The 21,018-nt window shown below is 65.0% G+C and carries 17 protein-coding genes and 2 tRNA genes; 7 read left to right on the top strand and 12 right to left on the bottom strand.

What is annotated here, in order from left to right:
• Positions 1 to 655: 655 nt before the first annotated feature.
• Positions 656 to 2,341, bottom strand: a complete 1,686-nt coding sequence (gene ettA, locus Sj15T_RS04015; RefSeq protein ID WP_013039978.1) for an energy-dependent translational throttle protein EttA — start codon at positions 2,339 to 2,341, stop codon at positions 656 to 658.
• 102 nt (positions 2,342 to 2,443) lie between these two features.
• Here ettA and Sj15T_RS04010 point away from each other — a divergent pair, with 102 nt between their 5' ends.
• The 3 genes from Sj15T_RS04010 (at position 2,444) to Sj15T_RS04000 (ending at position 4,393) form a co-directional block, all read left to right on the top strand.
• Complete coding sequence (locus Sj15T_RS04010; protein ID WP_013039977.1) at positions 2,444 to 3,814, top strand: M28 family peptidase; 1,371 nt, start codon at positions 2,444 to 2,446, stop codon at positions 3,812 to 3,814.
• A 155-nt stretch (positions 3,815 to 3,969) separates the two neighbouring features.
• Positions 3,970 to 4,182 carry a hypothetical protein gene (locus Sj15T_RS04005; RefSeq protein ID WP_007689093.1) on the top strand — a complete coding sequence of 71 codons (213 nt, stop codon included), beginning with the start codon at positions 3,970 to 3,972 and terminating at the stop codon, positions 4,180 to 4,182.
• Positions 4,183 to 4,316: 134 nt separating this feature from the next.
• Positions 4,317 to 4,393: transfer RNA gene (locus Sj15T_RS04000), tRNA-Pro, on the top strand.
• A gap of 448 nt (positions 4,394 to 4,841) precedes the next feature.
• Here the strand turns inward: Sj15T_RS04000 and Sj15T_RS03995 are convergent.
• The 7 genes from Sj15T_RS03995 to Sj15T_RS03965 form a co-directional block, all read right to left on the bottom strand.
• Positions 4,842 to 6,125, bottom strand: coding sequence for an alginate export family protein (locus tag Sj15T_RS03995; RefSeq protein WP_013039976.1), 1,284 nt, complete (start codon positions 6,123 to 6,125; stop codon positions 4,842 to 4,844).
• Between the two features lie 69 nt (positions 6,126 to 6,194).
• Complete coding sequence (locus Sj15T_RS03990; RefSeq protein WP_013039975.1) at positions 6,195 to 6,998, bottom strand: ABC transporter ATP-binding protein; 804 nt, start codon at positions 6,996 to 6,998, stop codon at positions 6,195 to 6,197.
• A gap of 18 nt (positions 6,999 to 7,016) precedes the next feature.
• Positions 7,017 to 7,973 (bottom strand): nitrate ABC transporter permease, encoded by a 957-nt coding sequence (gene ntrB, locus Sj15T_RS03985; RefSeq protein WP_253720702.1) that lies wholly within the window; start codon positions 7,971 to 7,973, stop codon positions 7,017 to 7,019.
• A 31-nt stretch (positions 7,974 to 8,004) separates the two neighbouring features.
• On the bottom strand, positions 8,005 to 9,285 hold the full coding sequence (locus Sj15T_RS03980; protein WP_013039973.1) for a CmpA/NrtA family ABC transporter substrate-binding protein: 1,281 nt from the start codon (positions 9,283 to 9,285) through the stop codon (positions 8,005 to 8,007).
• A 432-nt stretch (positions 9,286 to 9,717) separates the two neighbouring features.
• Positions 9,718 to 9,793 (bottom strand) — tRNA-Ile (locus tag Sj15T_RS03975).
• Between the two features lie 25 nt (positions 9,794 to 9,818).
• On the bottom strand, positions 9,819 to 10,856 hold the full coding sequence (locus tag Sj15T_RS03970; RefSeq protein ID WP_013039972.1) for a polysaccharide deacetylase family protein: 1,038 nt from the start codon (positions 10,854 to 10,856) through the stop codon (positions 9,819 to 9,821).
• A gap of 49 nt (positions 10,857 to 10,905) precedes the next feature.
• Entirely contained in the window at positions 10,906 to 12,621 is a 1,716-nt protein-coding gene (locus Sj15T_RS03965; protein ID WP_193377930.1) for a HAMP domain-containing sensor histidine kinase, read from the bottom strand.
• Positions 12,622 to 12,824: 203 nt separating this feature from the next.
• Between Sj15T_RS03965 and Sj15T_RS03960 the strand changes: the two genes are divergently transcribed.
• Positions 12,825 to 13,298, top strand: coding sequence for an Lrp/AsnC family transcriptional regulator (locus Sj15T_RS03960; RefSeq protein ID WP_007689069.1), 474 nt, complete (start codon positions 12,825 to 12,827; stop codon positions 13,296 to 13,298).
• 64 nt (positions 13,299 to 13,362) lie between these two features.
• On the opposite strand, the gene ligA is transcribed toward Sj15T_RS03960, so the two are convergent.
• A complete protein-coding gene (gene ligA / locus Sj15T_RS03955) occupies positions 13,363 to 15,498 on the bottom strand; it encodes an NAD-dependent DNA ligase LigA (protein ID WP_013039970.1) in 2,136 nt (711 codons plus the stop codon).
• Positions 15,499 to 15,697: 199 nt separating this feature from the next.
• On the opposite strand from ligA, the gene Sj15T_RS03950 reads away from it, so the two are divergent.
• From Sj15T_RS03950 to Sj15T_RS03940, 3 genes are read left to right on the top strand one after another with little or no spacing between them, the layout of a single operon-like run.
• A complete protein-coding gene (locus Sj15T_RS03950; protein ID WP_013039969.1) occupies positions 15,698 to 16,027 on the top strand; it encodes a metalloregulator ArsR/SmtB family transcription factor in 330 nt (109 codons plus the stop codon).
• 11 nt (positions 16,028 to 16,038) lie between these two features.
• Positions 16,039 to 16,470, top strand: a complete 432-nt coding sequence (arsC, locus tag Sj15T_RS03945) for an arsenate reductase (glutaredoxin) (RefSeq protein WP_013039968.1) — start codon at positions 16,039 to 16,041, stop codon at positions 16,468 to 16,470.
• On the top strand, positions 16,467 to 17,150 hold the full coding sequence (locus tag Sj15T_RS03940; RefSeq protein WP_013039967.1) for an MIP/aquaporin family protein: 684 nt from the start codon (positions 16,467 to 16,469) through the stop codon (positions 17,148 to 17,150). The genes arsC and Sj15T_RS03940 overlap by 4 nt, the downstream gene beginning before the upstream one ends.
• Positions 17,151 to 17,232: 82 nt before the next feature.
• Here the strand turns inward: Sj15T_RS03940 and recN are convergent, their stop codons facing one another.
• The 3 genes from recN to Sj15T_RS03925 form a co-directional block, all read right to left on the bottom strand.
• The gene (gene recN, locus Sj15T_RS03935; protein WP_013039966.1) at positions 17,233 to 18,897 is read right to left on the bottom strand and encodes a DNA repair protein RecN; all 1,665 of its coding nucleotides are present in this window, start codon (positions 18,895 to 18,897) and stop codon (positions 17,233 to 17,235) included.
• 150 nt (positions 18,898 to 19,047) lie between these two features.
• Entirely contained in the window at positions 19,048 to 19,833 is a 786-nt protein-coding gene (locus Sj15T_RS03930; protein WP_007689057.1) for an outer membrane protein assembly factor BamD, read from the bottom strand.
• A gap of 59 nt (positions 19,834 to 19,892) precedes the next feature.
• On the bottom strand, positions 19,893 to 20,906 hold the full coding sequence (locus Sj15T_RS03925; RefSeq protein ID WP_013039965.1) for a histidine kinase dimerization/phosphoacceptor domain -containing protein: 1,014 nt from the start codon (positions 20,904 to 20,906) through the stop codon (positions 19,893 to 19,895).
• Between the last annotated feature and the right edge of the window lie 112 nt (positions 20,907 to 21,018).

The following is a 21,018-nucleotide window of genomic DNA, read 5'->3' as shown; positions in this document are numbered from 1 at the left end:
GTCAGATGCAGCGTGAAGCACCGAGATGGAAAGAATCATGCTTTGCCGCGAATTCGCCCTTCGGGCATCGGGCAATATTGGGACCATTTGCGTTGAGTAGACTGAGCCCTTCGATGGGCTCAGGAACAGCGTGCATTTGATTAAACCCGGTGTGTCCCAGACGGCGTGGACAAATGCGGATGTCGGGAAATGGCTAGTTCCGGACATTGCCCCACCGTCACCCCGGACTTGATCCGGGGTCCCGCTTTTGCCTCTACACCGCGCCCAGCCCAAGGCAGCGGGACCCCGGATCAAGTCCGGGGTGACGAATAGGGGGGAGAGGTGACGAATAGGGGGAAGGCCCGCTCTCCACCCAAAATCGCTCAGTCCGGGTCTTGAATTTGTCCACGCCGTCTTAGGGATAAGGCCGCATGGGTGGGCGCATCGGCGGAATATGCCGCCGGAATATCCGCATCGCTGAACAAGCCCATGAATGAGGCGCCCATCACCAAAAAAAAGGCCGATCCCAGAAGGACCGGCCTGAAAGTTTTAGGAGAGGATGCCTGAAAGGCCTTTTCTATGTGCAGTGCAGCACGTCATTTTGCAATTGCGAAAAACACGCCGCCCATTGCAATGTTTGCAATTCGTTGACGGTTTTCGCGCCGCATCGCTGGAATCAGCGCGTCAGCTTCTTGTAAGCGAGCCGCGTGGGACGATCCGCCGCATCGCCCAGGCGACGCCGCTTATCCTCCTCATACATGGCGAAATTGCCCTCGAACCATTCGACATGGCTGTCGCCTTCGAAGGCCAGGATATGCGTCGCCAGCCGGTCGAGGAAGAAGCGGTCGTGGCTGATCACCACGGCGCAGCCCGCGAAATTCTCGATCGCCTCTTCCAGCGCCGCCAGCGTTTCGACGTCCAGATCGTTGGTCGGTTCGTCGAGCAGCAGCACGTTGCCGCCCTTCTTCAGCATCTTGGCGATGTGGACGCGGTTGCGCTCGCCGCCCGACAGCTTGCCGACATTCTTCTGCTGGTCCTGCCCCTTGAAGTTGAAGGCGCCGACATAGGCGCGCGTCGACATGTCGTGCCCGTTGACCTTGACGTAATCCAGGCCATCCGAAACCTCTTCCCAGACATTCTTCGACGGGTCGAGATGATCGCGGCTCTGGTCGACATAGCCCAGGCGCACGGTCGAACCGATGTCGATCTCGCCCGAATCGGGCTGTTCCTGCCCGGTAATAATCTTGAACAGGGTGGACTTGCCCGCGCCGTTCGGCCCGATGACGCCGACGATGCCGCCCGGCGGCAGCATGAAGGAGAGGTTTTCGAACAGCAGCTTGTCGCCATAGGCCTTCGAGATATTCTTCGCCTCGATCACCTTGCCGCCCAGGCGCTCAGGCACCTGGATGACGATCTGCGCCTTGCCCGGCGTGCGGCTTTCCTGGCTGGCGACCAGTTCCTCGAACTTCTTGATGCGCGCCTTGGACTTGGTCTGGCGGCCCTTGGTGCCGGCCCTGATCCATTCCAGCTCGTCGTTGATCGCCTTCTGGCGGCCGGTCGCCTCGCGGTCTTCCTGCTCCAGACGCTTGGACTTCTTCTCCAGATAAGTGGAGTAATTGCCCTCATAGGGGAAATATTTGCCCCGATCGAGTTCCAGGATCCAACCGACCACATTGTCCAGGAAGTAGCGGTCGTGGGTGATCATCAGCACCGCGCCCGCATATTCCTTCAGGTGGTTTTCCAGCCACTCGACGCTTTCGGCATCCAGATGGTTGGTCGGTTCGTCGAGCAGCAATATGTCCGGCTTCTGGATCAGCAGCCGCGTGAGCGCGATGCGGCGCTTCTCACCGCCTGACAGGCTGTCCACCGGCCAGTCCGAAGGCGGGCAGCGCAACGCCTCCATCGCGATTTCAAGCTGGTTGTCGAGCGTCCAGCCGTCCACGGCGTCGATCTGCTCCTGCAACGTGCCCATTTCCTCCATGAGCGCGTCGAAATCGACGTCCTCCGGCGGGTCGGCCAGCTCCAAGCTGATCTCGTTGAAGCGGTCCAGCTTGTCCGCAATCTCCCGCGCGCCGTCCTTGACGTTCTCCAGAACCGTCTTGTTCGGGTCCAGTTGCGGCTCCTGCGGCAGATAGCCGACCGTGATATTCTCGCCCGGCCATGCCTCCCCGCTATAATCGGTGTCGATGCCGGCCATGATCTTCATCAGGGTCGACTTGCCCGCGCCGTTGGGGCCGACGATGCCGATCTTCGCCCCGCGATAGAATTGCAGGTTGATCTGGTTGAGCACCGGCTTGGCGGCGCCGGGAAAGCTCTTGGTCATGCTCTTCATGACGAAGGCGTATTGGGACGAGGCGGACATGGCTTGAAGCTGCTCCGAAAGGACAATCGTTGGAAATCGGCGCCGGGTTAGCGGAGGCGGAACGCGTTGGCAAATGGGGGATGCCCCGCTAAGCCTTCATCCATGCAGAAAATCCGACCGGGCACGCTTGCCGCCCTCCTCCTCGGCAGCATCCTCACCCCCTCCCCCCTCCTGGCCGCGTCCAGCATCGATGCGATTCGCGCCGCCGCCCTGACGGACACGGTTGCAATGGACTTCACCGAAGGCCTCACCACCGAAGTCGGCCCCCGCCCCGCCGGCACCCCGCAGGAGGCCCGCGCCCGCGACTGGACAGTGGCGAAGCTGAAAAGCCTGGGCTTCTCCAACGTCCGCGCCGAACCTTACACCATGCCCGTCTGGCTGCGCGGCCATGACGAAGCCCGCGTGATCGCGCCCTTCCCGCAAAATCTGGTCCTCGCCGCGCTGGGCAACAGCGCCTCCACCCCGGACAAGGGAATAGAGGGGGAGGTCGCCTATTTCCCCACGCTGGCCGATCTGGAGGCCGCGCCGGAAGGCAGCCTGAAGGGCAGGATCGCCTTCGTCAGCCATGCGATGCATGCGACCCAGGACGGCAGTTCCTACGGCTATTTCGGCGCGACCCGCCGCCAGGGGCCAAGCATCGCGTCGAAAAAGGGCGCCATCGCCATATTGATCCGTTCCATCGGCACCGACAACCACCGCCAGCCCCATACGGGCGTCCAGATGTGGGCCGATGGCGTGAAGCCCATTCCCGCCGCCGCGCTCAGCGTGCCGGACGCCGAACAGCTCGCCCGCATGGTCTCTCGCGGCCATCCGGTGCGGCTGCACCTGACGCTCACCTCCAAAATGCTGAAGGACCAGCCGTCGGGCAACGTCATCGCCGAAATCCCCGGCAGCGATCCCAAGGCGGGCGTCGTCGTCGCCGCATGCCATCTCGATAGCTGGGATCAGGGCACGGGCGCGATAGACGATGGCGCGGGCTGCGGCATCGTGGCCGCCGCGGCGCTCCAGGCCGCCAAGGCCGCGCCGCTACGCCGCACCATCCGCCTGCTGATGGCCGGTGCGGAGGAGGTCGGCGGCAATGGCGGCCGCGCCTATTTCGACGCCCATGGCAAGGAAGCGCATGCCATGGCGATGGAATCGGATTTCGGGGCCGACCGCGTCTGGCGCGTGGATTTCAGGCTGCCGCAGGGCCATGACGCGCTCGCCCGCCGGGTCGCGGCCGGGCTGGCTCCGCTCGGCATCGGCGCCAGCCGCCTGCCCGCCGGCGGGGGTTCCGACATAGAGCCGCTGGTAAAGGCGGGCGTCCCTGTGGTCGATCTCCAGCAGGACGGCACCCGCTATTTCGACATTCATCACACGCCGGACGACACGCTGGACAAGATCGACCCGGCACAGCTTCGGCAGAATGTCGCCGCCTGGGCGGTTGCGCTTTTCGAAATCGCGAATGCGCCGGAATCGTTAGGCGTTAACTGAACTTTTATTGTAGACAACTGCTTGTCGCGTGATTCTGTCGCTTCACCGACGCAGAAAAGCATTGATTTGTGCAGCGCACACGTTAATGCGGGTCGCTCGCGTAAGTCACGATTTTGGCGTGGCAACGCGGCAAAATGCTATGGGAGCCGTACACAATGAAGAAGATCGCTGTTGTTTTCGCTTCGGCCGGCCTGATGGCCCTCGCCGCTTGCGGTGAGAAGCCGGCCAACGAGACCGCGAACGCTTCGAACGCTGTTGTTGAGAACGTTGTCGAAAACGCCACCAACGCTGCCGACAACGCCGCGAACGCTGCCGACAACGCCGCCAACGCTGCGAACGTCGCTGGCAACGCCGCGAACGCCGAATAATCTTCGCTTCAGCGGGATTTTCGAAAGGGCGGATCGTCTTCGTACGATCCGCCCTTTTTCCATGCGGTGAACGGCGGAGGAAACAAAAGCGCGATTGACGCGCCGGTTGCTTCACCGCTAAGGCCCGCGAGCGCCGGGGAGTAGCGCAGTCTGGTAGCGCGCCTGCTTTGGGAGCAGGATGTCGCAGGTTCGAATCCTGTCTCCCCGACCATTACCCGAAATATCAGGGCTTCCGGCAGGCTTTAGAATAGCCTGCTTAGCGGAATAGCAACCACAGCAAAATGCCCTTGCCCATCCTGTCGATCCTCCGCCTTTTACCTTCGCGTGACCAACGGTCGCGGCAGCTTTGAGGTTTCGGCCCTGGACGCGCCATCTGATCGACGATCAGCCCTTCCCGATTGCGGCGGCTGCCGGTCCTGGAGCGCCCTTTAGGGTGTGTGGGGATTCAGTCCAGGGCGCGGCGAAAATAGTGGATTTCGAGAACCGGCGCGCAGCGTACTTCATTACGTGAGCACTGGAAGCGGAGAAAGCCGCTATTTGCAGCCCGCCATGGGCTGAATCCCCACACACCCTAAAAAGCAAAGGCCATCGCTGCCGGTCCTTCCATGATCCCGGCAACGATGGCCCATGACGGCGGCCCTGAGGCGCGCCGGCAGAAGTCAGAATGCGTAGTCGATCTGCGCCCAGAACTTCCTGGTGTCGGCATCGCCGGTGAAGCTGGCGATGCCCTTGCGCTGGTAATCGGCATATTTGACGAGCGCGCTCAGATGCTTGTTCAGCTTGAGCGTGACCTGCGCATTATATTCGTCGCCATAATGGATGGACAGGCGGTCGCTGCTGAAGCGGTGGAAGGTGAAGGACGCCACCAGCGGCCCCGCCTTGCCGACCTTCGGCACCGTATAGGCGACCCCGGCATAATAGTCCTGAATGCCGGTGCCGGGCGTCGTCAGGAACTTGTCGGCCCAGCCGTTGAACTTGTGCAGCGTGGCGAAGGGCGTCTGGAAGGCGAAGCCGCCCGCTATCCCCGTCGCGCCCCCATCCGACCCCAGCAGTTCACAGCCGCCCGTCAGCTTGAACGCGGCCACGTCCAAGCCCAGTTCGGCCGTTACGAAATCCGCCGAATAGTCGACCGGATTGGTCGCATAGTCGCTCTGCCGCGCATAGCTGGCGAGATAGCTGAGCTTCACCTTCTTCGTGAAGGGCACGGCGCCCGCGAAACGCGCGCCATAGGTCTGGCTGCTGTTCCGGCGCAACGCCACGACCGCCTCATCCTCGTCCACCAGATAGGCGAAGCCGGTCAGCGTCCCCAGCTTGGTCTTGTAGGAGATGTTGGCGAAGACATCGTCGCCCTCAATGTCCGTCGGCCGGTTGGCCGAACCGAACTTGCCGCCGTCTATGCCCCAGATGGTCCGCGCCGCAATCGCGTAGGTCAGGTCGACCTTCAGGTTCTTGATCCCCATATATTCGACGCGCACGGCATCGAAGGTCTGCTCATTCTGCCGCCAGGCGACCGAACCGACGAAACGCTGGTCGTCCAGGTTGATCCGCTGGCGGCCCACGGTAACAACCAGCGGCTTGGTGCGGTACTGGATCTGAACGCGGTTGGCCTCGACCGTCTCCGGGTCGGCGACGATGGGATAGAGCGCCTTTCCATTGACGCCGCTGTTATAATCCTCATCGATCGCCAGCGTGCCTTCGGCTTCCGCCAGGAAGGCCCAGGGGCCCTTCGAAATCTCGCCGCCTGCGCGCAGCCGCATCGTCACGGCATGGGCGTCGCGGCTGCTGCTGAGCGGCGCGGGACCGGCCTGATCGACCGTCTCATACCGCAGGCGCGCTTCCACGATGGGCTTGAACACGACATCCTGCGCCAGCGCCGGCGCCGCGACCGCGGACAGTCCCATTATTGGGGCCGACGCCGATAACAGGAAAGAAACCTTCTTCATAAATCCCCCTTCATTTGCTCCCGATGGCTTTTCTGGGCCTATTCAGGGCATCCTCTCCAAACCGGATTTTCAGGCGGCGAGCGTCGCCGGATTGCGGTAACGCTCGTGCAGGAAGTGGATGACGGCGGAGCGCGCCTCCGCATATTCGAGCGTGTCGATGGCCTCCAGCCGGTTGCGGGGCCGCGCCAGCGTCACGGCCCGGTCCTCGCCGATCCGCGCCGCCGGGCCGTTGGTCATCATGACGACCCGGTCGGCCAGCAGAACCGCCTCGTCGACGTCATGGGTGATCATCAGCACCGTGTTGTTGAGCCGCGCCTGCAAATCCATGACCACATCCTGCAACGCCGCCCGCGTCAGCGCGTCCAGCGCGCCGAACGGCTCGTCCATCAGCAATACGCGTGGGTTCATGGCGATGGCGCGGGCGATGCCGACGCGCTGCTTCATGCCGCCGGACAGTTCGCCGGGGCGCTTGGCGGCGGCATGGGTCATCTGGACCAGTTCCAGATTGTGCATGACCCAATCCCTGCGCTCGGCCTTGCTCTTGCCGCCCGCCGTCTTGTCGACCGCCAGGCGGACATTCTCCTCGACCGTCAGCCAGGGCAGCAGGCTATGGTCCTGGAAGACCACTGCCCGGTCCGGCCCCGGCGCGTCGACCAGTTCGCCATCGAGGAAGATCGCCCCCCGCGTCGGCTTGACCAGCCCGGCGACGGCGTTGAGCAGCGTCGACTTGCCGCAGCCCGAATGGCCGATCAACGCCACGAACTGGCCCTTTTCAACCTCCAGGTCGATCCCGTCGAGCGCGCAGAAGCGCCCTGCCCTGGTCGGAAATTCGACGGTGATGCCCTCTAGCGCGAGATAGCTGCGCTGTTTCATGGCAATGCCCTCCCCTTCTCAGCCTGCACGACCGATGATGCGGCCCGCAAAGGCGACGATGCGGTCCAGCGCGAAGCCCACCATGCCGATCCAGATCAGCGCGACGATGGTGTCGGTCAGCAGCGAGCTGTTGTAGCTGTCCCAGATGAAGAAGCCGACGCCGGTGCCGCCCTGCACCATTTCGGCCGCGACGATGGCGAGCCAGCTCATGCCCACGCCGATGCGAAGGCCGGTGAACATGTGCGGCACGGTGGCGGGCAGCATGATGCGGACGAAATATTCGACCGGATTGAGCGCCAGCACCTTGGCGACGTTGCGATAGGCGACCGGCAGCGTCTGCACGCCCGCCGCCGTGTTCAATATGATCGGCCAGATCGCCGTGATGAAGATCAGGAAGATCGCCGAAGGCTGCGCCTGCTGGAAAATGGCGAGGCTGATCGGCAGCCAGGCCAGCGGCGGCACGGTGCGCAGCACCTGGAACAGCGGGTCGAGGGCGCGGAAGGCGAAGACGCTCTGCCCGATCAATATGCCCAGCGCCACGCCGATCACCGCCGCGATGCTGTAGCCGATCAGCACGCGGCTGAGGCTGGTCAACACATGCCCGGCAATGCCGACATCGCCCCCATCCTGGATGCTGAAATGGGTGAAGCCGATCTCCACGCCCTTGAACGGGTGGACGATGACCTCATGGCTTTCCTGCCATACTTTGAGCGGGCTGGGGAAAGTCGCGTCCGGCGATCCGCAGAGCAACTGCCAGAAGGCCAGCAGCACGGCGATCATCACCATGGTCGGCAGCATGCCCGCCGCCAAGGACCGGGCGCGGCGCACCAGCGGGTGCACCGGCGCGGCCACCGGCTCGAAGCTGCGGCGGGCGATGGCTTCTTCGGGATAGGGCACGATGACCCCCAATTCTGCGGCGGCACCGCCGGCCGAAGCCGACGGTCCGCCATTTTTGCTGGGCGATGGCGACGCCATGCTGCTCTCCTTGCTCATCTGGCCTTGCTCATCAGACCCGCTTGATCGCCAGGCTGGCGAGATAGGCCTTGGGATTGGCGGGGTCGAAGGTCTTTCCGTCGAAGAATTTTTCGACGCCCCGGCTGTCGCTGGCAGGCCCCTTGCCGCCCAGCATCGCGGCGGCCTTGCGCCAGATGTCGGACCGATTGACCTTGGCGATCACGCCCTTGGTGTCGAGCGACATGGGCAGCTTGCCCCAGCGCTGGTTTTCCGTGAGGAACCAGAGATCGTGGCTCTTGTACGGGAAGGAGGCATAGCCCGCAAAAAACTTCATCTTGAAGGCCGCGTTCGGGAATTTGCGCCCGTCGCCCATGTTGAAATTGCCCTGCAAGCGGTCGGCGATGTCGGTGATCGGGCACTTCAGATAATCGCGCCCGGCTATCGTTCCGGCCAGCCGGGTGATGTTGCCCGGATTGTCGGCCCAGCGCTGCGCCTCGATGATCGCAGCCGTGATCGCCTGCGCCGCCTTGGGATATTTCGCCACCCAGTCGGACCGCATGGCGAAGCTCTTTTCGGGATGGTTCATCCACATCTGGCCGGTCGACACGGCGGTATAGCCAAGCTGCTGCGCGACCAACTGGTCGTTCCACGGTTCGCCCACGCAGAAGGCGTCCATGGTGTCGGCCTTCATGTTCGCGACCATCTGCGGCGGCGGCACGGTGATCAGTTCCACATCCTTGTCCGGGTCGATCCCGCCGGCCGCCAGCCAGTAGCGCAGCCACATGTCATGCGTGCCGCCGGGGAAGGTCATGGCCATGGTGATCTTCTTGCCCGCGCCCTTGCGCTGGGCGATGACGCCCTTCATCTTGGCTGCGTTCATGTCCGCCTTGGCGCCCAGATATTCCTTGGACACGGAGATGGCCTGGCCGTTGACGTTCAGGCGGGCGAGGATACTCATCGGCGTCGCCTTGCCGATGGCGCCCAGCGTCAGCAGATAGGGCATGGGCGTCAGGATATGCGCGCCGTCAATGCCGCCGCCGCCGCTGCCCAGCACCAGATTGTCGCGGGTCGCGCCCCAACTGGCCTGCTTCGTCACCTGCACGTCGGGCAAGCCATATTTGGCGAAGAAACCCAGTTCCTTGGCGATGATCAGCGGCGCGGCATCGGTCAGCGCGATGAAGCCCAGCTTCGCGCCCGTGACCTCCGGCCCCGTACCGGCCGCGAACGCGCCCGACGGAAAGGCCTGCTGCACCGCGGCGAACAGCGCCGCCGTTCCACTCGTCTTCAGCAGTCCGCGCCGGTCGACGCCATGCCGATTATCCCCCTCTGCCATTCCCCAATGCCCTTTCCTTGTTGATCGTGACCGCCGGAAGCAGTGCGCGACCGGCCACCGCCGGAAGCGGTCCAGCGTGCGAAATCGATGTCGAAAGCCGCCCGGCGGCATCCATGCCGCCAGCGAAAATCAATAAAAAAAGCCGCCGGAACGCAGGTCATTGACCTTGTCCAGGCGGCGTCATTGCCATGTCGGACCTTTGAAGGACCGCAGTCGAACCCTCGCCGTCATCGGCAGGTTCAACCTATGTGTCGAAGCGCCCATGCTTCGACGGATCGAAAACTGTCACCGATTGCTCCGAGTCGCAAGCGAAATTTTTGCATTGCACAAACTGCAATCGCTCCGCCTCTTCTTGCATTCGTCCGCAGACAGCACGGAACCATGCATGCCCGCCCAAGACAGATGCGCCAAGGTGATCGAAGCGAAGGGATTTGGTGGGCCCGGCAGGACTCGAACCCGCAACCTAGCCGTTATGAGCGGCCAGCTCTAACCATTGAGCTACAGGCCCCACCTTGTTGCCCGGATAGGCAGCATCAGGCCGCTTGGCAAGCCTGTCCTCGCGGTTGGACCGCCTTGAGGAAGGCGTCGAGCGTCGCGGGTCGGACATTCCGCTTGTCCAGATGATCGAGCACTGCGTCCCACCAGCCATAGAAGGCTGTCCTGTCGGCCTCGTCGCGCACATAGGGCGTATGCCCCGGCTCCAGCGTCGGGGAATGGAAGCTGAAATTCAGCACCGGCGCGCCTTCCCGCAGCAAGGCGTCGATCGCGGCGATAGCCTCCTGCGCGCCGATGCCTTCGGGCGTCAGCGGTATGCGGCTCAACATCCCGGTTCGCGCCAATGCGCCGGCCACCGGCCCCATGCGCTGCACGGTCCGGTACAGCCGCTCGCCGCCGCCGCGCAGCAGGCCGGCAAAGGCGGTGGACAGCGGCAGCTCCACCAGGCTCCGTCCCGGTCCGGCCCAATAGGGATATTGCGGCAGGCCCTGGAAATCCGGGCCATATTGCGCGCTGTAATCGAATCGGCTGCGCACCGAACTGTCCAGCCGGAACCCCGCCTCCTCCAGCAGGCGGGCGCTGTTGGGCCCGACGCCGTAGCGGCCGGCCCGGTAGGTGACGGGCCGCGCGCCGAAGCGTTCCGCGATCCGCTGGCATAGCGCTTCCAGCTTCGCTCGCTCCACCGCCTCCGGCAGAAAGCCGACATAGCTGTTGGCGGCCGTCACCTCCTCGACATGCGGCGGATTGACCCAGGGATGGAGATGCGCGCCGATGTCGGCCGCGCCGTCGGTCAGCCAGCGTCCCATCATCGCCGCCGCCGCGTCGCTGTCGACCACCGGATAGTCGGTCACATAGACGGGCTTCACCCCGGCGGCCGCGAAATAGGCCTGGCCGCGTTCCATCCCCTGCAACGCCGTCACGCCATGGCCCGTCCGGCGGAAGGGGGCGTTCCAGTCGAACTCCTCCTCCGTATCCACGAACAGCATGAAGCGCGTGCCGAAATCCGGATCGAGCATGATCCTGTCCTCCGCCGCCGGGGCGCGGAGCAGGTTGCCGTCATGGGAAAGCGTGGTCATCCCGTCACCGCTACCCTGATTTGGTTGCGATAGGTTTTCCCCCGGCGCATCAGGCGCTGCCGACGGCGTCCTCCGTCTCCGCCATGGCCGGCACGGCGAGCAGGAAGCGGCCCGGTTCGATGTCCAGCGCGCCGCCGCACCCGGTCGCCAGGCTGCGGATCAACCGCAGGGAAAAGCCCAGGCCCAGCAGCGGCCCGTCCGCCCAATTGCCGTCCGGCATATAGCCGGGATCGAGCAGCCGCTCCTCCTCCATTCCCGCCAGCGTCGACGGCCGGTCGATGGCCAGCACCACGCGGCCTTCCGCCCCGTCCGGCTGATACCAGCAGGCGCCGGTCAACGCTTCCCCCGCCGGCGAGACGGAGATCAGCGTGCGCAGCAGATGCTGGATCATCCGCTCCCCCTGCACCGGGTCGATCCGCACCATCGGCAGGCCCCGCGCCATGGCGATGTCGATCTGCGCGCCGTCGCCCTGTTCGCGAAAGCGGGTCGACACCTGCGTCACCAGAAGCGCGGGATCGATTGCGCGGGGCGGCTCGGTCCCGCCCTCGCCCCGCGACACCCGGGCCGCAAGGTCCAGATCGTCGAAGGCCGTCAGCAGATGCCGCGCATCCACCGCGATCTTGCCCGCCATGTCGCGATATTCAGGACCGGCCGGACCGAACAGCTCCTGCTCTATGATCTCGGCAAAGCCCAATATCGCATTCAGCGGCGTGCGCAGTTCATGCACCAGTTGCCGGATCGAATCGGCGGACAGGCCCGCGATGGACACGGGTTCGGCACGCGGTTCGGCGGCGACTTCGTGGAGATAGGGCCGCCGCGCCTGCCCGCGATAGCCCTGGAAGCGGCCGGAGCGCGGATCGAAAAAGGGCGTCGCCGACAGCCGCCACTCGCCCGCCATGGTGCCGCCGACGATCGTGTAGCGGCCGTTCTGAAAACCGCTGCGCCGCATGAAGGCGCCCGCGACATGGCCGTCCGGGCCGCTGCCGCCTTCCAGCGCCGTTTCATTGAGCGCAAGGCCGATCAGCGCCGCCCGCGGCCCCTGGTCGATCCAGACGATCGTCCCTGACGCATCGGTTTCGAAGGCGAAGGCGCGCGGCCCGGCGATGGCGGGGCGTTGCGGCGCTTCGTCCGCGTCGCCTGCGCGCCGGGCGCTGGTGAAGCGCGCTATCCGGTCGACCAGGTTGCGGATCTGGCTGCGGTCTTCCTCCGCCGGCTCGACCTGGGCCGGATCGACCGGGGCCGGATCGACCGGGGGATCGGCAGGAACGATCATCGCCTCTGTCAGCAGCATGTCTTCCTGCTCGACGACGACATCGCTGGTCAACACCAGGTCGGTCGCGCCGAAAGCCTCCAGCCCCTGCAACGTCGCGGGGCCAAGGTCGCGCCGCGACCGCAGCACGCCGCGCGCCGTGGGCGTCAGGCGGGGCAACATCTCCACCCAGGCCGCATCGGACAGGCGCGCGCGGGACATGGCGGCGGCCGCGATCGCCGGGCGATCATTGGCGAAGAATTCGACCAGCCTGGGCGACCGCAACCGCCCGCCCAATTCCACCACGGTCGCGATCCGCTGCGTTTCCGACAGCTTGGGCAACAGTCCGGACAGCCGTTCCAGCAGGGCCGCGCGCTCCGCATCGGACACGATCGGACGGTCATGCCGGTCATTTTGCGCCAGCAGATCCACGCATTGCCGCCACAAGGTGACCGCGCCCAGGCCGCTGCGTCCTTCCGCGGCGAGAACCGTCTGCATGAGATCGTTGAAGCGCACCAAAATTCCCCAAATTCCAGCCCCGGCGCAGCGCTGAACAACCTTCGCCGGAGAGATCGTTACACAGGAATAATGCTTCGGGCCGCAAAGGGGAAGGGCCGCGGACGGGTTCTTATGCGAACGTCGCATAGTGGGACAATTGCATTGTCCTGAAATATTATTATGGTAACGCCATATTAACAGGCAAGGAAATAAGCGGAATAATGGCCGGCCCCAATATTGACGACATCGACCTCCAGATCCTGGGCGAATTGCAGGATGACGGCAGGATGACCAATGTGGAGCTGGCCCGCAAGGTGGGCCTGACGGCTCCCCCCTGCCTGCGCCGCGTCCGCGCATTGGAGGAAAGCGGCGCCATCAGCTCCTACCATGCCGTGGTCAACCCATCGATGCTGGGCTATACCATCACGGTCTTCGCGATGGTCAGCCTGAAAAGCCAGGCCGAAGCGGACCTCAAGGCGTTCGAGGATCATATCGCCACCCTGCCGGAGGTGCGCGAATGCTATATGCTGAACGGCGAGATCGACTTCATCCTGAAGGTGGTGGCGAAGGATCTGCAAAGTTTCCAGCAGTTCCTGACGTCAAAACTGACGCCCGCCCCCAATGTCGTGAGCGTGAAGACCTCGCTCACCATCCGCACATCGAAGAACCTGCCGGGCGTGCCGCTCCCGGTTTGAGAAATCCCTGGTTGGCGAGCGGAATGGACCATGAAGGAAATGGACCAGTCGTCGCCTTGCCCACCTATCCCGCAGCCTTGACGATTTCGGCCCAGGCCGCTTCGTCGATCACTTCGATGCCCAGCGCGGCGGCCTGTTTCAGTTTGGAACCCGCGCCGGGGCCTGCGACGACCAGGTCTGTCTTGGCGCTGACCGATCCGGCGGCCTTGGCGCCCATGCGTTCGGCCTGCGCCTTCGCCTCGTCGCGGCTCATGGTTTCCAGCTTGCCGGTGAAGACGACGGTCTTGCCGGTGACCGCGCTGGCGGTGGTTTCGACCACATAGTCGGGCGGGGAGACTTCGCTCAGCAGGTCGTTCCAGACCTCCACATTATGCGGTTCGTGGAAGAAATCGGCCAGCGCGTGGCCGACCGCCGAGCCCACATTCTCGACCCCGATCTGTTCGGCGATGGCCTTGTCCAGGCGGTTGCGGAAGCGGCTTTCCTCCTCCCCCTCCGCAGGCTGCGCGGCGTCGCGCAGGGCGATGATCTCCAGCGCGAGGGCGTGGATGGCAGGCAGCGTCGCATAGCGTTTCAGCAGGTCGCGGGCCGTCACCGCGCCGATATGGCGGATGCCCAGGCCAAAGAGCAGGCGGGCAGCATCGGGTTGGCGCTTGGCCTCTATGGCGGCGAGGAGATTGTCGACGGATTTCTCCTTCCACCCCTCCCGGCCCATCAGGTCGGCGCGGTGCGTCTTCAGGCGGAAGATGTCGGCCGGTTCCGCGATCCAGCCGAGGTCCAGAAATTCCTCTATGCTCTTTTCGCCCAGCCCCTCTATGTCGAGCGCGGCGCGGCTGACGAAATGGCGCAGCCGTTCGAACCGCTGGGCGGGGCAGATGAGGCCGCCGGTGCATCTGATGTCGACCTCCCCTTCCTCGCGCACGGCTTCGGACTGGCAGACGGGGCAATGGTCGGGGAAGGCGAAGGGCGCGCGCGGATCGTCGCGGGTGAGATTGTCGACCACCTGCGGGATGACGTCGCCTGCGCGCTGGACGACGATGCGGTCGCCGGGGCGGACGCCGAGGCGGGCGATCTCGTCCGCATTGTGCAGGGTGACGTTGGAGACGACGACGCCGCCGACGGTGACGGGGGTCAGGCGGCCGACCGGAGTCAGCTTGCCGGTGCGGCCGACCTGGATGTCGATGGCCTCCAGCGTCGTTTGCGCCCGTTCGGCGGGGAATTTATGGGCGATGGCCCAGCGCGGGGCCTTGGCGACGAAGCCCAGGCGCTGCTGCCAGTCAAGCCGGTCGACCTTGTAGACGACGCCATCGATGTCGAAGGGCAGTTCGGCGCGGGCGGCTTCGATGGCGCGGTAATGGGCGATCAGCGATTCCAGCGTGTCGACGCAGGTCAGGCGGTCGGAGACGGGCAGGCCCCAGCTTGCGATGGCCTGCATGACGCCGAGCTGGGTTTCTGCGGGGACGGCGCTGACTTCGCCCCAGCCATGGGCGAGGAAGCGCAGCGGGCGGCTGGCGGTGACGGCGGCGTCCTTCTGGCGCAGCGAACCGGCGGCGGCGTTACGGGGATTGGCGAACTGGCGGGCCTTTTCGGGGTCTTCGGCTTCGGCCAGCAGGCGTTCGTTCAGGGCCACGAAATTGGCCTTGGCCATATAGACTTCGCCCCGGACTTCGAACAGGTCGGGGACGGTGTCGCCGGTCAGGCGCTCAGGGATGTCGGCAATAGTGCGGACATTGGCGGTGACGTCCTCCCCCGTCGTGCCGTCGCCCCGCGTGGCGGCGAGGACCAGTTCGCCCTTCTCATAGCGCAGCGAGCAGGACAGGCCGTCGATCTTGGGTTCGGCGGTGAGGGCGACGGGCGCGTTTTCGGGGAGCGCGAGGAAGCGGCGGACGCGGGCGATGAATTCGGCGATGTCCTCGTCCGCGAAGCCGTTGTCGAGGCTCATCATGCGGACGGCGTGCTGGACCTTCTTGAGGGCGGAGGTGGGGGCCGCACCGACCTGGGCGTTGGGAGAATCGCTGCGGACAAGGTGCGGGAAGGCAGCTTCCAGCGCATTATTCTCGCGGATCAGCGCGTCATAGGCGGCGTCGGTGATCTCCGGCTGGTCCTGATCATGATAGAGCCGGTTGTGGCGCGCAATCTCCCGCGCCAGGCGCATGAGGTGGTTGGCGGCTTCGGCTTCGGTCATGGACGTAAGGTCGGTCATGCGCCTGTCTTTAGCGTCGGCCTTTGCGCACGGGTAGCGGATATTCTGGGGTCGCGGGGGAACAGGGTTGTCGAAATGGTTATTGGTGAAAAGAGGAATATCGGCTTAACGACGAGCCGAGGCCGACAATTGACAGAAACACATCGACATTATCCGATGTGTTATTGACCACCCGCATTCCATCGGATAATTCCGATGCATGGAAACTGAAGCGGCGCTCTCAATTCTTGCGGCTCTCGCGCATCCAACCCGCCTGGCGACCTTCAGGCTGCTGGTTCAGCATGAGCCGGAAGGCCTTTCGACCGGGCAGTTGGCGGAAGCTGGCGGGCTGAGCCAGAGCACATTCTCCACCCATCTGGCGGTCCTGGTAAAAGCCGGGCTGGTCGTCCCCGAAAAGCGCGGGCGACGGCAGATACAGCGTGTCAGCATCGATGCGTTGCGCGGCCTGATGATCTTCCTCGCCAAAGACTGTTGCGGGGGGCGCGCCGAACTGTGCGAGCCGCTGCTCGCCGAACTCGCCTGCTGCTGAAGGACCAGCCCGTGACCGACATCGTCATCTATCACAATCCGGAGTGCGGGACGTCGCGCAACGCGCTCGCCATGATCCGCAACGCCGGAATGGAGCCGCATGTCGTCGAATATCTGAAGACGCCCCCCGCAAGGGCGCTTCTTGTCCAGCTCATCGAACGCGCCGGCATGTCGCCTCGCGATCTGCTGCGCGAGAAGGGCACGCCCTATGCCGAACTCGGCCTGGATGACGAGACGCTGACCGACGACGCCCTTATCGACGCGATGATGGCGCACCCGATCCTCATCAACCGGCCGCTGGTCGTGACGCCGCTGGGCGTGAAGCTGTGCCGCCCGTCCGAGGTGGTGCTGGACATTCTTCCCGCGCAGCAGCGCGGCGCGTTCGCGAAGGAGGATGGGGAGCAGGTCGTCGACGCGGACGGCAATCGCATTCGACCGGCATGAACCGCCGCGCTGTTCTGGCCGAGGCGCTTGGCAGCCTGCTGCTGTTTGCGACCGTCATCGGGTCCGGGATCATGGCCGAACGCATCGCGGGCGGGAACATCGCCATCGCGCTTCTGGGCAACACGCTGGCGACCGGCGCGATCCTGTTCGTGCTGATCACGATGCTGGGGCCGGTGTCGGGCGCGCACATGAATCCTGCCGTCACGTTCGTCATGTGCATGCGCGGCCACATACGCATCGACGCGGCGCTGGCCTATGCCGCCGCCCAGTTGGCGGGTGGGATCATCGGCGTATGGCTGGCGCATCTGATGTTCGACGTCCCATTGCTCCAGCTATCCGCCAAGTTGCGCGGCGGCGGCGGGCAATGGGCCGGTGAGGCCATCGCTACCTTCGGTCTGGTTCTGACGATCATCGGAACCGTGCGGATGCGCCCGGAAAGCGTGCCGATCAGCGTCGCCCTCTATATCGTGGCCGCCTATTGGTTCACCTCTTCCACCAGCTTCGCAAACCCCGCCATCACCCTTGCCCGATCGCTGAGCGACAGTTTCGCCGGGATCGCCCCATCCTGCGTGCCTGCATTCGTCGCCGCGCAGATGGGCGGCGCGATCACCGCTCATATCGTCAGCGGACTCGTCTTCCCCGCAGCCCCGCAAAACGCCGCCCTTGCCGATGGGCCGTGACCGCTTGCCGGCAACGGCGCTCCGTACACGAATGACTGCAAGTGATTGCTTGCGGCCGGGCTACTTCGGGAACGCGGCTGCTTTATAGCTTTTCCAGCAGGCGTTCGGCCTGGGCGCGGGCTTCGGCTGTGATTTCGGCGCCGGAGAGCATGCGGGCGATTTCCTCGCGGCGTTCGCCGTCGCTCAGCGCATGGACGCCGGTTCGTGTGACGGTGCCGTCGCTCGATTTGGCGATCAGCATATGGCCTGCGCCGCGTGCCGCCACTTGCGGGCTGTGGGTGACGACGAGTATCTGGTTGGTCCGGGACAGACGGGACAGGCGCTCCCCGATAGCGGAAGCGACGGCGCCCCCTACCCCGCGGTCGATCTCGTCGAAGATCAGCGTGTCCGCGCCGCCTTGTTCCGCCAGCGCGACCTTGAGCGCGAGGATGAAGCGGGAGAGTTCGCCGCCAGAGGCGATCTTGACCAGCGGGGCGAAGGGCGCGCCGGGGTTGGTGGAGATTTCGAATTCCACCCGGTCCATGCCGTGGGGGGCCCATTGCCACTCCTCCTGCGGCGCGACGACGGTGCGGAAGCGGGCGGCGTCCAGTTTCAGCGGAGCGAGTTCGGCGGCGACGGCGGCGTCCAGCTTTCCGGCGGCTTGTCGGCGTTCGGCGGAGAGGGACTGGGCGGCTTCGCGATAGGCGGCGGCCTTGGCCTTCACATCGGTTTCCAGGGCGACGAGATGGTCTTCTCCGCCTTCGATGGCGGCGAGTTTCGCCGCCATCTCGTCGCGCAGGGCGGCGAGGTCGTCGGGTTGGACCTGATGCTTGCGGGCCAGGCCGCGTAGGTCGAACAGGCGGGTTTCGATGGCGTCGAGGCGAGCGGGGTCGAAGCTCAAGGCCTCGGCGGCTTCGTTGAGGCGGTCCTCCGCTTCGCTGGCTTCGATGACGGCGCGGTCGAGGGCGGCGAGGACTTCGGCCAGCGGTTCATATTCGCCGACGATGCGGTCGAGGCGGCGGGCGGCCTGGCGCAATTGGGCGAGGCCGCCGTCGGAGCCGGTGAAGCATTCGGTGACGGCGGAAAGGTCGTCGGAGAGGCGCGCGCCCTTCTGCATGGTGGCGCGTTCTTCGGCCAGCGTGGCTTCTTCGCCGGGTTCGGGGGCGAAGCGGGTGAGTTCGTCCACCGCGTGGGTCAGGTAATCGCGGTCGCGGGCGGCGGTCTCGACGCTGGCGCGGCTTTCCGCGAGGCGGTCGGCGGCGGCGCGCCAGGCGTGATAGGCTTGGGCGACCGCGCCCGTGTCGCAGCGGCCATAGGCGTCGAGCAAGGCGCGGTGGCCGCGTGGGTTGAGCAGGCCGCGATCATCATGCTGGCCGTGGATTTCGACCAGCGCGCTGCCGAGGTCGCGCAGCAGGGCGGCCGAACAGGCCTGATCGTTGACGAAGGCGCGGCTGCCGCCGTCGGCCTTGACGATGCGGCGGATGATCAGCGGCTCGCCCGGTTCGATGTCTATGCCGTTGTCGGCCAGCAGGTCGGTCACGCGATGACCGGCGCGGGGTGCTTCGAAGGTGGCGGCGACGCTGGCCTGCGCCTCCCCGTTGCGGACGAGGCCGCTGTCGGCGCGGGCGCCCAGCGCGAGGCCGAGCGAATCGAGCAGGATCGACTTGCCCGCGCCGGTCTCGCCGGTCAGCACGCCGAGGCCAGACCCGAAATCCAGGTCCAGCGCCTCGATCAGCACGACGTTGCGGATGGAGAGAGCGGTCAGCAAAGGCGAGCGACTCCCCCCTCCCGCAAGCGGGAGGGGCCGGGGGTGGGTGCGCCGCGCCAGCGGCGCTTCTTTCAACGCTAGGGCGGAACGCTCGCTTTGCTCGCGGCCCACCCCTCGCCCCTCCCGCCTGCGGGAGGGGGATAATTCAGGTCAGGCCTTGTTCGGATGTTCGCGCATCAGCTTGTAGCTGCGCTCATACCATTTCGAACCGGGATAGTTGCGGCCCAGCACGGCGGCGGCCTTCTGCGCTTCGGCGGGGATGCCGAGCGAGAGATAGCTTTCCACCAGGCGCTCCAGCGCTTCGGGTGTGTGGGTGGTCGTCTGATATTTGTCGATGACCGTGCGAAAACGCAGCGTGGCGGCCAGCCATTGGCCGCGACGCTGGTAGAAGCGGCCGATCTCCATCTCCTTGCCCGCGAGGTGATCGTTCACGAGGTCGAGCTTAAGCCGGGCGTCGGCCGCGTAGCGCGTGTCGGGATAGCGGCGGATCAGTTCGCCCAGCGCGTCCAGCGCCTGTTGCGTGATCTTCTGGTCGCGGGTGACGTCGGCGATCTGTTCATAATAGCAGAGCGCGATCAGATAATAAGCGTAGGGCGCGTCCTTGTTGCCGGTGTGGATCGACAGGAAGCGCTGCGCCGCGCCGATCGATTCCGGATAATCCTGATTCATGTAATAGCTGAAGGCCGACATGAGCTGCGCCCGGCGCGCCCAGGGCGAATAGGGGTGCTGGCGCTCCACCTCGTCGAACAGGGCGGCGGCGAGCTTGTACTGCCCGCGATCCAGGCGATATTTGCCGGCATTGTAGAGCGTGGACACGTCGCGGGCGACATATTGTGTGTCGGCCTTGTTCTTCGACGTCGCGCAGCCCGACAGCAGGGCGGCGAGCAGAAGCGGTGCGGTAGCCGCGCCGATGCGCGTCATGGTTTTCGTCAGCATGGCCGGGTCATAGCCGAGGGAATGGCCCTCGCCAAGCGGCAGAATGTGCCTGCCTGTCGCTATGCGCGAACAGGCAGGTCGAGCCGCGCTGTCGCGCCGCCCTTCGCCGCGGGCATGAGCGAGAAGCGGCCGTTCAGTTGGCCGGCAAGGGCGTTGGAAATCCGCAGGCCCAGGCTCTGGCCGAAACCAGGGTCGAAATTGGCGGGCAGTCCCTTTCCATCGTCCGTGATGTCGAGCGTTATCGTACCGTCGCTGATGTCCAGGCCGACATGGATGCTGCCGCCCCGATGCGGCAGGCCATGTTCAATGGCGTTGTTGACCGCTTCGGTCACGATCAGCGCCATCGACACGGCGATGTCGGGTTCCAGGGTCAGGCCGTCGGGCGCATCGACGGTGAGGACGATGTCGTCGCGGCCGCTGGCCTCCAGCACGTCGGCGGTCAATGTCGTCAGGAAGGAGCGGACATTCTGCCCCTCCCCCGAAGGATTGTAGAGCGCCCGGCTGATCCGGCCGACCAGCGCCAGCCGGGCCGAGGCGTCGTCGAGCGCCCGGCGAGCCACGTCATGATCGACATGGCGCCGCTGGAGCGAGAGTATGGCGGCGACGACCTGAAGATTGTTGGACACGCGGTGCTGCAATTCGCGGAACAGCAGTTCGCGATTTTCGGCCAGGGCGCGGCTGCGTTCCCGCTCTACCGCCAGTTTGAAGTTCGCCTTCTGCAGCAGGTTGATCAGCGCGATGTCCACCGCCACCACGGTGCCGTAGAAGACCAGCGCCAACAGCACGCCCGGATGAAGATCGAACGCCATGCGCGGCGGAATGAAGAAATACCAGGAGATGAGGCCGCACAGCACGCCCGCATAGATGCCCGGCCGCACCCCGAACAGGAAGGAGGTCAGGATCACGGCGGGAAAGAAGGACACGAAGGGATAGCCGACCGGCATGGCGATTTCCGCGACGGTGCGAATGGCAAAAGCGATCAGGCAGAAAACGGTCGCCAGCAGATAAGCATGCCAGGGCCGGCGCAAGACAAGCGGCAACCGCTCCACGAATCTTTCGTTCTTGCGCTGCATATATCCCCCGGTTCCTTGGTCGTTACAGTAACATAACTGCCGGAAACGCCAATTGATGGAGATCAGGAAGCGGTCAAATTCATCGAAAAGGGCGCCCGGATGACCGGACGCC

Source organism: Sphingobium sp. TA15 (assembly GCF_037101235.1).
GTDB classification, from domain to species: domain Bacteria; phylum Pseudomonadota; class Alphaproteobacteria; order Sphingomonadales; family Sphingomonadaceae; genus Sphingobium; species Sphingobium indicum.
This window is presented reverse-complemented; position numbering and strand designations above follow the sequence as displayed.

Excerpts from the sequence above, each read along its gene's own strand:
- ntrB (WP_253720702.1), bottom strand. The coding sequence starts at position 7,973 with ATGGCGTCGCCATCGCCCAGCAAAAATGGCGGACCGTCGGCTTCGGCC.
- Sj15T_RS04010 (WP_013039977.1), top strand. The coding sequence starts at position 2,444 with ATGCAGAAAATCCGACCGGGCACGCTTGCCGCCCTCCTCCTCGGCAGC.
- ligA (WP_013039970.1), bottom strand. The coding sequence starts at position 15,498 with ATGACCGACCTTACGTCCATGACCGAAGCCGAAGCCGCCAACCACCTC.
- Sj15T_RS03990 (WP_013039975.1), bottom strand. The coding sequence starts at position 6,998 with ATGAAACAGCGCAGCTATCTCGCGCTAGAGGGCATCACCGTCGAATTT.
- Sj15T_RS03970 (WP_013039972.1), bottom strand. The coding sequence starts at position 10,856 with ATGACCACGCTTTCCCATGACGGCAACCTGCTCCGCGCCCCGGCGGCG.
- Sj15T_RS03940 (WP_013039967.1), top strand. The coding sequence starts at position 16,467 with ATGAACCGCCGCGCTGTTCTGGCCGAGGCGCTTGGCAGCCTGCTGCTG.
- Sj15T_RS03980 (WP_013039973.1), bottom strand. The coding sequence starts at position 9,285 with ATGGCAGAGGGGGATAATCGGCATGGCGTCGACCGGCGCGGACTGCTG.
- Sj15T_RS03960 (WP_007689069.1), top strand. The coding sequence starts at position 12,825 with ATGGCCGGCCCCAATATTGACGACATCGACCTCCAGATCCTGGGCGAA.
- ettA (WP_013039978.1), bottom strand. The coding sequence starts at position 2,341 with ATGTCCGCCTCGTCCCAATACGCCTTCGTCATGAAGAGCATGACCAAG.
- Sj15T_RS04005 (WP_007689093.1), top strand. The coding sequence starts at position 3,970 with ATGAAGAAGATCGCTGTTGTTTTCGCTTCGGCCGGCCTGATGGCCCTC.
- Sj15T_RS03930 (WP_007689057.1), bottom strand. The coding sequence starts at position 19,833 with ATGCTGACGAAAACCATGACGCGCATCGGCGCGGCTACCGCACCGCTT.
- Sj15T_RS03950 (WP_013039969.1), top strand. The coding sequence starts at position 15,698 with ATGGAAACTGAAGCGGCGCTCTCAATTCTTGCGGCTCTCGCGCATCCA.
- Sj15T_RS03995 (WP_013039976.1), bottom strand. The coding sequence starts at position 6,125 with ATGAAGAAGGTTTCTTTCCTGTTATCGGCGTCGGCCCCAATAATGGGA.
- Sj15T_RS03925 (WP_013039965.1), bottom strand. The coding sequence starts at position 20,906 with ATGCAGCGCAAGAACGAAAGATTCGTGGAGCGGTTGCCGCTTGTCTTG.